Origin of the sequence: Microtetraspora malaysiensis, assembly GCF_050947145.1 — a bacterium.
Taxonomy (GTDB): domain Bacteria; phylum Actinomycetota; class Actinomycetes; order Streptosporangiales; family Streptosporangiaceae; genus Microtetraspora_A; species Microtetraspora_A malaysiensis.
On record NZ_CP191998.1, the window covers coordinates 3,831,531 to 3,845,654 of the forward strand.

General features: G+C 72.4%; 11 protein-coding genes. 10 read left to right on the plus strand and 1 reads right to left on the minus strand.

What is annotated here, in order from left to right:
* Positions 1-42: 42 nt before the first annotated feature.
* From ACQP1V_RS18090 to ACQP1V_RS18130, 9 genes are all read left to right on the plus strand, one after another.
* Positions 43-1,941 (plus strand): S9 family peptidase, encoded by a 1,899-nt coding sequence (locus tag ACQP1V_RS18090; RefSeq protein ID WP_433424471.1) that lies wholly within the window; start codon positions 43-45, stop codon positions 1,939-1,941.
* Entirely contained in the window at positions 1,890-3,215 is a 1,326-nt protein-coding gene (locus tag ACQP1V_RS18095; RefSeq protein WP_433424474.1) for a serine hydrolase domain-containing protein, read from the plus strand. Before ACQP1V_RS18090 ends, ACQP1V_RS18095 begins: the two co-directional genes overlap by 52 nt.
* Positions 3,216-3,224: 9 nt before the next feature.
* Positions 3,225-4,565 (plus strand): serine hydrolase domain-containing protein, encoded by a 1,341-nt coding sequence (locus tag ACQP1V_RS18100; RefSeq protein ID WP_433424477.1) that lies wholly within the window; start codon positions 3,225-3,227, stop codon positions 4,563-4,565.
* Entirely contained in the window at positions 4,558-5,430 is an 873-nt protein-coding gene (locus ACQP1V_RS18105; RefSeq protein ID WP_433424480.1) for a serine hydrolase, read from the plus strand. The genes ACQP1V_RS18100 and ACQP1V_RS18105 overlap by 8 nt, the downstream gene beginning before the upstream one ends.
* Positions 5,431-5,459: 29 nt before the next feature.
* Positions 5,460-7,046, plus strand: a complete 1,587-nt coding sequence (locus ACQP1V_RS18110) for a PucR family transcriptional regulator (protein WP_433424483.1) — start codon at positions 5,460-5,462, stop codon at positions 7,044-7,046.
* A gap of 94 nt (positions 7,047-7,140) precedes the next feature.
* Entirely contained in the window at positions 7,141-8,727 is a 1,587-nt protein-coding gene (locus ACQP1V_RS18115) for an ABC transporter substrate-binding protein (RefSeq protein ID WP_433424486.1), read from the plus strand.
* Positions 8,728-9,762, plus strand: coding sequence for an ABC transporter permease (locus tag ACQP1V_RS18120; protein WP_433424489.1), 1,035 nt, complete (start codon positions 8,728-8,730; stop codon positions 9,760-9,762). It begins immediately after the preceding gene.
* On the plus strand, positions 9,762-11,588 hold the full coding sequence (locus ACQP1V_RS18125; protein ID WP_433424492.1) for a dipeptide/oligopeptide/nickel ABC transporter permease/ATP-binding protein: 1,827 nt from the start codon (positions 9,762-9,764) through the stop codon (positions 11,586-11,588). The genes ACQP1V_RS18120 and ACQP1V_RS18125 overlap by 1 nt, the downstream gene beginning before the upstream one ends.
* The gene (locus tag ACQP1V_RS18130; RefSeq protein WP_433424495.1) at positions 11,585-12,277 is read left to right on the plus strand and encodes an ABC transporter ATP-binding protein; all 693 of its coding nucleotides are present in this window, start codon (positions 11,585-11,587) and stop codon (positions 12,275-12,277) included. The genes ACQP1V_RS18125 and ACQP1V_RS18130 overlap by 4 nt, the downstream gene beginning before the upstream one ends.
* A gap of 54 nt (positions 12,278-12,331) precedes the next feature.
* Here ACQP1V_RS18130 and ACQP1V_RS18135 read toward each other — a convergent pair whose 3' ends face one another.
* Positions 12,332-13,294: an NAD(P)-dependent alcohol dehydrogenase gene (locus ACQP1V_RS18135; protein ID WP_433424498.1), complete on the minus strand. Its 963-nt coding sequence runs from the start codon at positions 13,292-13,294 to the stop codon at positions 12,332-12,334.
* A 102-nt stretch (positions 13,295-13,396) separates the two neighbouring features.
* Here ACQP1V_RS18135 and ACQP1V_RS18140 point away from each other — a divergent pair, with 102 nt between their 5' ends.
* The gene (locus ACQP1V_RS18140) at positions 13,397-14,074 is read left to right on the plus strand and encodes a TetR/AcrR family transcriptional regulator (protein WP_433424500.1); all 678 of its coding nucleotides are present in this window, start codon (positions 13,397-13,399) and stop codon (positions 14,072-14,074) included.
* The last annotated feature ends 50 nt before the right edge of the window (positions 14,075-14,124 follow it).

Below are 14,124 nucleotides of genomic sequence, written 5' to 3' on the forward strand. Positions count from 1 at the left end.
GAGGCCGATGAAGCGAGGCGCACCGCTGCCTATGGTTCGGGCATGTCTCGCCTCTCCCTCAGCGACATCTATCGAATCGCGGTTCCGGGAGACCCCCGGCTGCGCCCGGACGGGAACACCGTGGCGTACACGGTCACGACCGCCGACCGGGAGTCCGATGAGAACCGCTCCGAGATCTGGCTCGTCGCTGCCGGTGGCGCGCCACGGCGCCTGACGGGCGGCCCGCACGACTCCTCCCCGCGCTGGTCGCCCGACGGGCGCTCACTCGCCTTCCTGCGCCCCGTGGACGGGAAGCCGCAGCTTCACCTGCTCCCCATGGAGGGGGGCGAGCCCCGCGTCCTCACCGCCGCGTCCCTCGGCGCGGGCCCCGCGGTCTGGTCGCCCGACGGGCGTTCCATCGCGTACAGCGCGCCGTGCGGCGAGGTCGACCCGCACGCCCCGGTCGTGGCCGACAGCCTGGAATACAAGGCCGACGGCACCGGCCTGCTGCGCGGCCTCACCCTGCACGTCTTCGTGGTGGAGGTCGAGACGGGGGACACCCGGCAGGTCACCTCTGGCGACTTCTTCGCGGGCGAGCCCTCCTGGTCGCCGGACGGCCGGCGGCTCGCGTTCACCGCGAACATGGAGGCCGACCGTGACCTGGTCGCCGGCGGCGCCGTCTACGCGGTGGACGCCTCCGGCGGCGAGCCCGAGCGGCTCACCGGCGCCGACGTGATCTGCGGCGGGGCCTGGTGGCTGGGCGAGCGGCTGATCGTCGCCGGGAACGCCGGCGACCCGGTGGGCCACACCCGCATGTTCGAGCTCGGCCCGGACGGCCTCGTGGAGATCAAGACGGGGCTCGACCGCAACATCATGGTGGGCGCCCCCGGCTATCCGGGCGCCGTCCCCCAGCAGGCGGGCGACGAGCTGATCTTCTGCGCCCGGGACGGCGGCTGCACCCACGTCTATCGCGCCCCCGGCGAGAAGATCGTCGGCGGCGACCAGGTGGTGTCGGGCGTCAGCGCGGCGGGCGGCCGGATCGCCTATGTCGCGTCGACGCCGTACAGCGCGGGTGACGTCTACCTCGCCGACCTCGACGCGCTCCCGGGTGACGGCCGGGACGGCACGGCAACGACACGGCTCACCGACTACGCGCTCCACGACGTCGAACTGTTCACGCCGAAGCGCCGTACCTTCACCGCGCCCGACGGGACTCCCGTGGAGGGGTTCGTGCTGCGGGACGAGACGCTCACCGGGCCGGGGCCGCTCCTGCTGGACGCGCACGGCGGCCCGCACAACGCCTGGGCGCCGGTGTTCGACGGGGCCCACCTCTACCACCAGGTGCTCGCCGCGCGCGGCTGGACCGTGCTCACCATGAACCCGCGGGCCAGCGACGGGTACGGCGAGGCGTTCTACACGGCCGCGGTGGGCGCCTGGGGCATCGCCGACACCGGCGACTTCCTGAACCCGATCGACGAGCTGGTCGACGAGGGGATCGCCGACCCCGAACGGCTCGCGGTCACCGGCTACAGCTACGGCGGCTACATGTCCTGCTGGCTGTCGACGCAGACCGGCCGGTTCAAGGCGGCCATCCCCGGTGGGTGCGTCAGCGACCTGGTCAGCATGGCCGGAACCTCGGACGCGGGGCACCTTCTCAAGGCGTACGAGTGCCGGGGCGACATCACCGCACAGTCACCGATGACGCACGTCGCCCAGGTGACCACGCCCACGCTGCTCCTGCACGGCGACGCCGACGACCGGTGCCCGGTCGGCCAGGCCGAGCAGTGGTTCGCCGCCCTGCGCGAGCAGGGCGTGCCGGTCCGGCTGGTCCGCTATCCGGGCGGCTCTCATCTGTTCATCCTCAACGGCCGCCCGTCCCACCGGGTGGACTACAACGAAAGGATCGTCGAGTGGCTGCAGCAGTGGATCCCGGTCGCTGGCACTCCCGTCTCGCCGAGCTGATCACCCAGTTCGAGGTTCCCGGCGCGAACCTGGCCTTCCTGCACGAGGGTGAGGTGCACGAGTTCGCGGCCGGCGTGCTCAACACGGACACCGGGGTGGAGGTGACCACCGACTCCCTCTTCCAGATCGGCTCGGTCACCAAGGTGTGGACCGCCACGCAGATCATGCTCCTCGTCGAGCGGGGCGAGCTGACGCTCGAGACCCCGGTCGCCGAGGTGCTGCCGGAGTTCCGGGTCGCCGACCCCGAGGTGACCAAGACCGTCACGATCCGGCACCTGCTCACGCACACCTCCGGCATCGACGGCGACCTGTTCCTCGACACGGGCCGCGGTGACGACTGCGTGGAGAAGTACGTGCAGGCGTGCGCCGACCTGGCGCAGAACCATCCGCTCGGCGCCACGCAGTCGTACTGCAACTCCGGGTTCATCATCGCCGGGCGCGTCATCGAGCGCCTCACGGGCAAGGTCTGGGACGCCGCGCTGCGCGAGCAGATCATCGAGCCGCTCGGCCTGACCCACACCTGGACCCTGCCGGAAGACGTGCTGCGCTTCCGCGGCGCGATCGGCCACATGGGCGGCCGGCCGGTTCCCACCTGGGGCCTGATGCGGTCCTGCGGCCCGGCGGGACTGATCTGCGCCCGGCCCGCGGACGTCGTCGCCTTCGCGCGGGCGCACCTCGGCACCGAGCTGCTCGCCGACCCGCGGGCGATGTGGGAGCCCCAGGTGGACATCCCCAACCCGCACACGCTCGGCAAGCAGTGGGGCCTCGGCTGGATCCTGGACGAGTGGCAGGGCCGCCGGATCATCTCCCACGGAGGCAACACCATCGGCCAGGCCGCCATGCTCTGGGTGGTCCCCGAGACCGAGACGGTGGTGTGCGTGCTGGCCAACGGCGGCCACACCGCCGCCTTCCAGCACGCCCTGGCCACCGAGCTGTTCGACGAGCTGCTCGGCCTGGCCGTGCCGCCCGTGCTCGGCCCCCCGGCCGAGCCGTACGAGACCGACGTCGAGCGGTACGCCGGCGTGTACGAGCGGGCCGGCGTCCGGCTGACGCTGACGGCCGGCGACGGACGGCTCTCGCTGTACGGCGAGCCCACCGGCGCCCTCGCCGGGCTGCAGCCGCCGATGGAGTTCGACCTCGTCCCGGTGAACGACACCACCTTCGTCGGCCGTCCCGAAGGGGAGCCGCAGTGGACCTCGGCGGTCTTCTACGAGCTCGCCGACGGTTCGCGTTACGTCCACCTCGGCGTGCGCGCCACGCCCAAGACCGCCTGAGGAGCCGGCATGCGTGAGGATCTGCAGAAGCGTTTCGACGAGGCGGCCCGCCGGCACGGAGTGCCCGGCGCCGCGCTCGCCGTCTGGACGGGCGGCGAGCTCGTCGAGGTGGCCACCGGGGTGGTGAACCGGAACACCGGCGTGGAGGCCACCCCCGACAGCGTCTTCCAGGTCGGCTCCACCACCAAGGTCTGGACCGCCGCCCTGGTCATGCAGCTCGTGGACGAGGGGCTGGTCGAGCTGGACCGGCCGGTCCGCGACTACCTGCCCGAGTTCGCCGTCGCCGACGGCGCGGAGAAGAGCATCACCGTCCGGCACCTGCTCACCCACACGGGCGGCTTCGACGGCGACCTGTTCGAGGACACCGGGCGCGGCGACGACTGCCTGGACAAGTTCGTGGCCTTCCTGCACGGCGCCGGTCACGTGCACGAGCCGGGCGCCCTGTTCTCGTACTGCAACGCGGGCTACTGCGTCCTGGGCGCGCTGGTCGCGCGGGTGCGGGGCACCACGTGGGAGGAGGCGATGCGCGAGCGCCTGCTGAAGCCGCTCGGCGTCACCCACGGCGCGTTGTTCGCCGACGAGGCCATCCTCTTCCGGGCGTCGGCCGGACACGTCGGCCCCGAGGGCACCGTCTTCCCCTCGTGGCAGATGCCGCGCTCCAACGCTCCGGCCGGCTCCACGATGTGCCTGGCCCCGCGCGAGCTGGTCCGCTTCGGCCGGATGTTCCTGGCCGGGGGAGTGGCCGAGGACGGCACCCGGGTGTTGTCGGAGGAGGCGGTCGCCGCGATGCGGACCACACAGGTGGAGGTGCCCGGGGTCGCCGGGATGCTCGCCGGCCGCTGGGGGCTCGGGTTCGAGCTGTTCGACTGGGGCGGCGAGGTCTTCGGCCACGACGGCGGCACCATCGGGCAGAGCACGTTCTGGCGGATCGTGCCCGGCGCGGACTTCGCCATCGCGATGAGCGGGAACGGCCCCGGCTACATGGGCCTGCTCACCGACGTGGCCCTGCCGCTGATCCGGGAGGCCACCGGGCTTCCCGTTCCCGACATGCCCGTCCCGCCCGCGTCGCCGCGGCCGGTGGACCTCACCCCGTACCCGGGAAGGTACGACGGCCCGGCGATGTCGTACGAGGTTGCCGAGGTGGACGGCGGCCTGGACGTCACCGTGATCCCCGGCGAGTTCATGGCGCAGGTGGGCGGCGAACGGGTCACCACCCGCTACGTCCACTTGGACGGTGACACCTTCATCGCGACGGAGGCGGAGGAGGGCGTGCACCCGACGGTCACCTTCGTGGTCGAGGACGGCCGGGCCGCCTACATTCACAACAGCCGGGCGCTGCGCCGTGCGTGACCTCCTGAAGGAGGTGTTCGACGACGCGGACGTGGAGGGCTTCGTCCACGTCCGCGAAGTCGACGGCTCCGCCGAAATCGGACTCAACCCCGACGCGCCGGTCGTGCTCGCCTCGGTGTTCAAGATCCCTGTAGTGCTGGAGTACGCCAGGCAGGCGGCGGCGGGGACCCTGGATCGCACCGAGCGGCTCACCGTCACGACGGCCGACAAGGACGGAGGCATCGGCACCTCCGGGTGCGCCGACGACGTCTCGCTGACCTTGCGCGACCTGGCCCACTTCATGATGACCATGAGCGACAACGCGGCCACCGACGTGCTGCTGCGGCGGGTCGGGCTGGACAACCTGCACGCCACGCTGCGCGAGCTCGGCCTCGGGCGTACGCGCCTGATCGGCGGCTGCGCCGAACTGCTGGGCAGCATGGTGATCGAGCTCGGTCTCTCCGTCGAGAACGTCTCCGAGGAGGATCTCTCCGGAGTGTCCGAGGAGCGGATGCGGGCGCTGTCGGTGCTCGACCCGGAGCGGACGACCTCGGGGACGCCCCGTGAGACCACGAGCCTGCTGAGCAAGATCTGGCGGGATGAGGCCGGTCCGGCGGAGGCGTGCGCGGAGGTACGGAAGATCATGGGCAACCAGGTCTGGCCGCACCGCCTCTCCTCCGGGTTCGGCGACGAGGTGAAGGTCTCCGGCAAGACCGGCACCCTCCCGGGCGTGCGCAACGAGGCCGGTGTCGTGGAATTTCCGGACGGGCGGCGCTACGCCGCCGCGGTTTACCTCCGGACGGACTCGCTCGGGTTCCGGCTGCCCCAGGCGGACGCGGCGATCGGCCGGGCGGCCCGCATGGCAATTGGGCACCTCCGCGAATAATGTCGGTTTATGTTCACTATCGTGAGCGGATGAGTGATCGGCCCCGCGCGAGCCTGCGCCGCATCCTGGAGGACCTCGGCAGCACCGTCCTGGACGTTGCCGCCGCGGAGGGTGACCTCCTCGACGCCGAGGTCACCGGAGTCCACATCTACGATCCGCTCGACGAGCCGCTCCTGCCCGCGGGGAGCATCGTGCTCGCCGTCGGGGTCGATCGCGCCGAGCAGATATGCGCCCTGCTCGACGCGGCGGGCCCGGCGGCGGGTGTCGTCGTCAAGCAGCCGGTGGACGTGGACGGCCGCGTCCACGCGAAGGTCCGCGAGACCGGGGTGGCGGTGCTGGGGCTCACCCGGGCCGCCTCCTGGGCGCAGGTGGCCGCGTTGCTGCGCGCACTGCTGGCCGAGGGCGACCTCGCCGAGCCGGGGGAGACCCCGATCGACGACCTGTTCTCGCTGGCCAACGCCGTGTGCGCGCTGCTCGACGCGCCGATCACCATCGAGGACCGGTCCTCCCGCGTGCTGGCGTACTCGGGGCGGCAGGACGAGGCCGACCCGGGCCGGGTCGAGACCGTGCTCGGCCGCCAGGTGCCGGAACGGTACCGGCGGATGCTGGAGGAACGTGGGTTCTTCCGGCAGCTCTACCAGAACCGCGAGCCGATCTACATCGAGCTGGACGAGGACAGCATCAACCGGGCCGCCGTCGCCGTTCGCTCCGGGGACGAGATCCTCGGCTCCATCTGGGCGGCGGTGCGCGAGCCGCTGAGCGGGCAGCGCCGGCAGGCGCTCGCCGACGCCGCCAAGATCGTCGCCCTGCAGTTGCTGCGCCAGCGGGCCGGGGCCGACACGCGGCGACGGCTCCGCGCCGACCTGCTGTCCACCGTGCTGGCGGGCGGCGGGGACGCCGCCGAGGCCGCGGGCCGGCTCGGCGTGGCCAGCGAGCGCCTGTGCGTGCTCGCCGCCCAGCTCGGCGACGGCCCCGACGCCGACGCGGCCCGCCGGGAGAGCGACCGGCAGCGGTTCTGCGACGCGCTCGCCCTGCACGTCGGCGCCATCCACCCCAAGGCCGCCGCCGCGCTGGTCGGGTCGGTCGCCTACGCCGTGCTGCCGATGCACGGGAGCGGAGACGAGGAGGCCCGGGCGGTCCGGGTCGCGGAGAGTTTCCTCGCCCGGGTCGGTCCCCGGCATGCGGCCAACATCGGTGTGGGACGCATGGCGCGCAACCTGGCCGAGGTGTCCCGGTCGCGAGCCGACGCCGACCGGGCGCTGAGGGTGCTGCGCGCCCGGAGCACGTCCGGGGCGGTCGCCGGCTACACAGGCGTGCATTTCGAATCGCTGCTGCTCCAGGTCTCGGACCTGGTCCACGCCGAGGAGCAGACGCCGACCGGGCCCTACGAGCGGCTCCTGGAGCACGACGCCCGGCACGGCAGCGAACTGGTCAGCACCCTGCGGGCGTACCTGGACGCCTTCGGCGACGTGAACGCCGCGTCGGCCAAGATCCACGTGCACGCCAACACCTTCCGGTACCGGCTCAAGCGGCTGGTCCAGATCAGCGGGCTGGACCTGGCCGATCCCGAGGCGCGGCTGGCGGTGATGCTCCAGATGCGCATCTTCGGCGCTTAGCACGAGAGATCACCCGCTTTTCGTCCGGAGCAACGAAGAAGGTTCGCCCGGAACCGGCGAATGTGGGGCATCTCCCCAGCTTCCAGGAGCCCCGATGAGAAACACACGAGCGGCGGCCGTGATCGGCGCACTCAGCCTGTTCGCCGCCGCATGCGGCGGTAGCACGGACACCGGGTCCGGCCGGACCGCCGACGGCGGCACCTTCACCTTTTCGATCCGCGCCGATCCGGGCGCGCTCGACCCGGCCATGGCCGTGCTCTCTGTGACCAACAGCGTGCTGTCGTTCGCGTACGACACGCTCGTCTACTACGGGCCCGATGGAAAGATCGTCCCTGGGCTGGCCGAGAAATGGGACGTCAAACCCGACGCGGTCACCTTCACCCTCCGCAAGGACGTCACCTGCTCCGACGGGTCCCCGCTCACCCCCTCGGACGTGGCCGGCAGCGTCAACCACATCACCGATCCCGCCACGAAGTCACCGCTCAACGGTGTGACCGTCCCCGTCGGCATGAAGGCCGAAGCGGACGACGCGGCGGGAACGGTGACACTCTCCACGCCGAAACCGTTCAGCTTCATCCTGGAGAACGCCCCGCAGATCTTCGTCGTCTGCGGCAAGGGGGCAAAGGACCGCTCGGTCCTCGCCCGCGGCACCTCGGGTTCCGGGCCGTACACGCTGACCGAGGCGGCTCCCAGCGACCACTACACGTTCCAGGTGCGCAAGGACTACGCCTGGGGACCCGGCGGAGCCACCACCAAGGAATCCGGTCAGCCCGACAAGATCGTGCTGAAGGTCGTGCCGAACGAGCAGACCGCGGCCAACCTGCTGATCTCCGGTGACATCAACGGCGCGGTCATCTACGGCGCGGACCGCGCGCGGCTCGAGGCGACCCCGGGCATCGGCAAGCTGGTCATCTCGGCGGGCAACGGGCAGTTCTTCTACCACCAGGGCGAGGACCGGCCCGCCAAGGACCCGGCGGTGCGCAAGGCGCTCACCCAGGCGGTCAACCTCAAGGAACTCGCCGGCATCTCCTCGAGCGGCACCGGCCGCCCCGCCACCGGGCTGGTGATGGACCCGCGGCCCTGCCCGGGCGACAGCGTCACCGGTCATGTCCCGGCCTTCGACGAGGCCGCCGCGTCCGCCGCGCTGGACGCCGCCGGGTGGAAGGCCGGCCCCGACGGCGTCCGCGTCAAGGACGGGCGCAAACTGACCCTGCGCCTGCTCTACGGCACCACCAAGGGCGCGGGCGTGCAGGCCGCGGCCGAATACCTCGCGGCGGCGTGGAAGAAGGCGGGCGCCGATGCCACGCTGAACGGCGTCATCGACACCAAACTGTCGGAGTCGCTGACCGCCACCCAGGACTGGGACGTCGTCTGGCTGCCGATCGGCGTCACGCTGCCCACGCAGCTCGAAGGGTTCCTGTCCGGCCCGGCCGCGCCGAAGGGCGCCAACTTCGCCCACCTGGCCAACGACCGCTACCAGAAGCTCGTGACCGAGGCCGTCGGCAAGCCGGGCGAGGAGGGCTGCAAGCTCTGGCTGGAGTCGGAGTCCGCGCTGTTCGAGGACGCCGACCTGGTGCCGGTCGTGGAGGACACCGTGCTGGTCGCCAGCAAGAACGCGAAGTTCAGCATAGTGGCGGGCTCGGTCGCACCGACCACGATCCGGATGACCGAGGCGGGCTGAATGGCGGAGTCTCTGCGCCCGTCCGCCGCCGGCCCGACCGCCGAGGGCGGGCGGGCCGGTCGGCGGATGCTCGCCGGCCGGGCACTCGGCCGGGTCCGTGGCGGGTTCGTGCTGCGGCGCGTCGTCCGGTTCGTCGTCTCCCTGGCCGTGCTGCTCGTCGCGTCCTTCGCGATGATGCACCTGATCCCGGGCGACCCCGTACGCGCCTCGCTCGGCCCGGCCGCGCCGGTCGAACTGGTCGCCGCCAGGCGTGCGGCGCTCGGGCTGGACGAGCCGATCCTGTCCCAGCTCCTGTCCTATGTGGGCAACGTGTTCCGCGGGGACTTCGGCACGTCGTTCCTCAGCGGGGAGCCGGTCCGGGAGATCATCGCCTCCCGGCTCCCCAACACCCTCGGGCTCGCCCTGCTCGCGACCGCCGTGGCCCTGCTCGTGGCCGTACCGCTCGGCATGTGGGCCGCGATCCGCACCGAGAACGGCCGCAACAGGGGCACCGAGGCGACCTTCACCTCGGCGACCGGCGCGGCCATCGCCGTGCCCGAGTTCCTCTACTCGATCGCCCTGGTCACCGTGTTCGCGATCGGACTCCGCTGGTTTCCTCCCGCGGGCAAGGCGGGACCCGTGTCCTACGTCCTGCCGATCCTGTCCCTGGCCATCTCGCCGACGGCGATGATCGCCCGTATCTCCCGGGTGGAGACCCTGCGTGAACTGGGCATGGACTACGTCCGGCTGGCCCGGGCCAAGCGGCTGCCCGCCGCCCGGCTGTACTTCCGGCACGTCCTGCCCAACACGCTCACCGCGACGCTGACCGTGGGCGGTCTGCTGCTCGGCGCGCTGATCGCCGGGAGCGTGCTCGTCGAGTACGTCTTCGCCTGGCCGGGCCTGGGGCTGCGGGTCGTGGAGTCCATCACCCAGAAGGACTATCCGGTGGCCCAGGGCGTGATCCTCGTCTACGGCGCGATCGTGCTGGTGGTGAACCTGCTCGTCGACCTGCTGCTCGGCGTGCTCGATCCCACCTCCAAGCTGAAGGAGACCTGATGCGTCACCTGCTGCGGACCCCCGCCGGGATCGCCGGGACCCTCCTGGTCACGCTCATGGTGATCCTGGCGATCGCCGGGCCGCTGATCTGGGGAGCGGAGGCCGAGCGGATCGACTCCGCGGTCATCCTCCAGGGATCCTCGGCCGCGCACCCGCTCGGCACCGACAACCTGGGCCGCGACATCCTCGCCCGGGTGCTGGTCGCCGGGCGGCTCTCGCTCACCCTCGCCATGATCGCCACACTCATCGGCGCGACGGCCGGCGTCATCCTCGGCGCGCTTCCCTCGGTGCTGCCGCGCCGGGCCGCGCGCCTGGTCACCGGTACGGTCAACGCGCTGGTCGCGTTCCCCGGCCTGTTGCTCGCGATGTTCACCGCGGTGATCGCGGGGCTCGGCGCGCGCGGTGCCGTGCTCGGCATCGGTGCCGCCATCGCCCCCGGCTTCGCCCGGATCACCCAGACGCTCGCGGCCTCCGTCGCCGGGGCCGACTACGTGGCGGTCGCCCGCATGCTCGGCGTCTCGCGGTGGCGTGTCATGACGAGACACGTCCTGCCCAACATCGCCGAGCCGCTCATCCTCAACCTCACCCAGGCGCTGGGCAACGCTCTTCTCGCGCTCGCCGGGATGTCCTTCCTCGGTCTCGGCGTGCAGCCGCCGTCGTTCGACTGGGGACGGCTGCTCTTCGACGGCTTCGGCCGGATCTACGCCACCCCGGCCGTCGCCCTCGGCCCGGCCGCCGCGATCGCGCTCGCGGGCATCGGGTTCAACCTGCTGGGAGACGTCCTGGCGCGGGCGGCGTCGCGCCGGGCCACGCCCACCGATGCGGCCGCCGGGCGAGCCGTACCCGAGGCGGGCGAGCTCGGCGAGCCCGACCCGGACGCCGTCCTGGAGGTGCGGGACCTGACCGTCACCTTCCCCGGCGGCGTCACGCCGGTGCGCGGGCTCTCGCTGACCGTCGCGCCGGGCGAGATCGTCGGCCTGGTGGGCGAGTCCGGCAGCGGCAAGAGCCTGACCGCCGCGGCGATCGGCGGGCTGGTGCCGTACCCGGGAGAGGTGAGCGCCGGCCGGCTGCGGATGTGCGGCGCCGACGTCCGCGAGCTGCCGGAGGCCGAGTGCCGCAAGCTGCTCGGCACGTCCCTGGCGATGGTCTTCCAGGACCCGATGGCCGCGCTCAACCCGGCGCTGAAGGTCGGCGGGCAGCTCGCCGAGGTGGCGACCGTCCACCAGGGCGCGAGCCGGGCCGAGGCCTTCGCCCGCGCGGTGGACCGGCTGGAGCACGTACGCATCCCGGAGCCCGCCGCGCGGGCGCGGCAACACCCGCACGAACTGTCCGGCGGCATGCGGCAGCGCGCCGTCATCGCCATGGGCCTGATGGGCGCGCCCCGGCTGATCATCGCCGACGAGCCGACCACCGCTCTCGACGTGACCGTGCAGCGGGAGATCCTCCGGTTGCTGCGCGAGGTGACCGACGAGACCGGCGCGGCCACCCTGTTCATCTCCCACGACATCGCCGTCATCGGCGAACTGTGCCACCGCGTCGTGGTGATGTACGCGGGCCGGGTGGTCGAGGAGCTGCCGGTCGAGGAACTGGCCTCGGGCGCCGCGCACCCCTACACGCGGGCGCTGGTCGCCTCGCTGCCCGACATGGAGACCGACAGGTCGCTGCCGCTGGCGAGCATCCCCGGCCGCCAGCCCTCGCCGGCGGAGGTGCCCAGCGGATGCGCCTTCGCGGACCGCTGCGAGCTGGCGAGCGCCAAGTGCGCCGAGCTGCCGCCCCTGATCCCGTACCGCGCGGGGCACCGCGTCGCCTGCTGGGAGGCCAAGTGATCATCAAGAACCTGACCGTCCGGTTCGGCGCCTTCACCGCCGTGGACGACGTGACCCTGGAGATCCCGGACGGCGCGATCGTCGGCCTGGTGGGCGAGTCCGGGTCGGGCAAGTCCACGCTCGCGCGTGCGGTGAGCGGGCTGGTGCCGTACACGGGGGTCATCGAGGGGGTGGACCCGAGCCGGGTGCAGATGGTGTTCCAGGACCCGCTCACCTCCCTCGACCCGCGCATGACCATCGGCGCGTCGGTCGCCGAGGGCCTGCGCCTGCCGCGGGCCGCCCGCCAGGCGGAGGTGGAGCGGCTGCTGACCCTGGTGTCCCTGCCCGTAGCACTCGCGGAGCGCTACCCGCGCGAGCTGTCCGGGGGCCAGCGGCAGCGGGTGGCGATCGCCCGCGCGCTCGGCGTCCGGCCGGCGCTGCTGATCGCCGACGAGATCACCTCCGCCCTGGACGTCTCCGTCCAGGGCGCGGTGCTCAACCTGATCCGCTCGCTGCGCGAGGAGATCGGGCTGTCGATGCTGTTCATCTCACACAACCTGGCCGTGGTGCGGTACGTCTCCGACGTGGTCGCGGTGATGCACCGGGGCAGGCTGGTCGAGGCGGGGCCGACCGAGGAGCTGGTGAAGGCGCCCTCGGACGCCTACACCCGCTCGCTCCTCGACGCGGTTCCCCGCCTCGGCCGGAGCTAGTTCCCTCCCCGTCAAACTTTGCCCCGTCGCCCGGGCGGGATCGGGTGCCGTCGCTCAGTCGACCCTGACCACGTACTTGCCCCGTACCCCGCCCGCCTCCAGCGCCCGGTGGGCCTCCGCTGTCTCCTCCAGCGGGAAGTACCTGTCCACCGCAGGGCGCAGTCCCCCCTCCGCCACCTGGCGGGCGAGGTCGTCGAAGAGCGCCCGCGTGGGGTTGCCGCTGAAGAAGCGCACCCGGCCGCGTCCGTGTACGGCGCTGGCGGCGATGTAGCCGAGTGAGGCGGCGGGCCGTGTCACGTCGAAGGCGATGGTGACCATGCGTCCGCCGGGCGTCAGCAGGCGCCGGAAGGCCCGCAGGTCGGTGCCCGCGGTGTCGAGGACCACGTCGAACAGGCCCAGTTCCCTCGGCGGGACGGCCCGGTGGTCGATGGCGTGGTGGGCGCCGAGCGTGCGGACGAAGTCGAGGTTGGCGGCGCGGGCCAGGGCCGTGACCTCGGCACCATATGCCTGTCCGAGCTGGACGGCGGCGTTGCCGACGCCACCCGCTGCGCCCCGTACGAGCAGTCGTTCGCCGGGGCGCAGCCTGGCCTTGTCGCGCAGCGCCGTGATGGCCGTGGTTGCCACCGGCAGCGCGGCGGCTGCCACCAGATCCAGTCCGTCCGGGACCCGGCCGAGCCGCTCGGCCCGGACTGTCACGTACTCGGCGGCGCTGCCGAATCCGGTACGGCCCACCGTGCCCCACACACGGTCGCCGACCGCGACGTCCGTCGCGCCGGCGCCGAGCGCGGCAACCTCGCCGGTGAAGTCCAACCCGACGCGTTGCGGGAACTTCTGTCCGGTGAAGAGACGGAGGCTGCCGGAACGGGCCGCAAGTTCGCCGCCGTTGACGCTGAACGCGCGCACCCGCACGAGTACCTCGCCGAGCGCCGGTTCGGGGCGTGGTACCCGGCCCACGTACAGCACCTCGGGGCCGCCGAAGCGGTCGAAAAGTACTGCTCTCATCGTGCGGTCGTCCATCGTTCTCACCTTCGCCACCAGTGGCCGTACGGGGATCTGGCCCCGAGCGTAGGCTCTTAAACGGACGGCACCGTCCGTTTGGACCGGAGGTGAGAGACAGTGGTGGAGGAATCCTCTCGGATCGCGGGCCCGGGGCTGCGGGCCGACGCCCGGCGCAACCGGGGGCGCATCCTCGTCGCCGCCCGTGCGGTCTTCGCCGAGCACGGGATCGACGCGCCCATGGCGACCGTGGCCCGACGGGCCGGGGTCGGCGTAGCGACGCTGTACCGGCGTTTTCCGACCCGGGACGCCCTGGTCCGGGCCGCGTTCGCGCAGCAGATGGAGACCTGCGCCCGAGCGCTCACCGAGGCGCTGGCCGACCCCGACCCCTGGCGGGGCTTCCAGCGGCTGGTCGAGACGGCCTGCGAGCTTCAGCGGGAGGAACAGGGGTTCTCGGCCGCGTTCGTCGCGGCCTTCCCGGACAGGACGGTGGAACACGCGCAGGCCCGAGAACGGGCGGAGCGGGACCTCATGACCCTGGTCCGCAGAGCCCAGGCAGTGGGCGCGCTGCGGGCCGATTTCCACCCTTCCGACCTCGCCGTGGCCCTGTTGTCGCACTGCGGTCTGGTCACCGCGCTGCCGCGTGACAGTGCTGCGTCCCGGCGCCTGGTGGCGTACCTGCTCCAGTCGTTCCGCGCCGAGGCGGCTCACGGGGCCCTACCTCCGCCGAGTGCTCTGTCGCTGCGCGGTCTCCCGCTCGCGGCCGACAGCTCCCAGAGACAGCGGCCCTCCAGGGCCTGACGTGAAGCGGCGCCTGCCGCGTGGCACGGCCTTCGGAGTAGGTCGTGTCT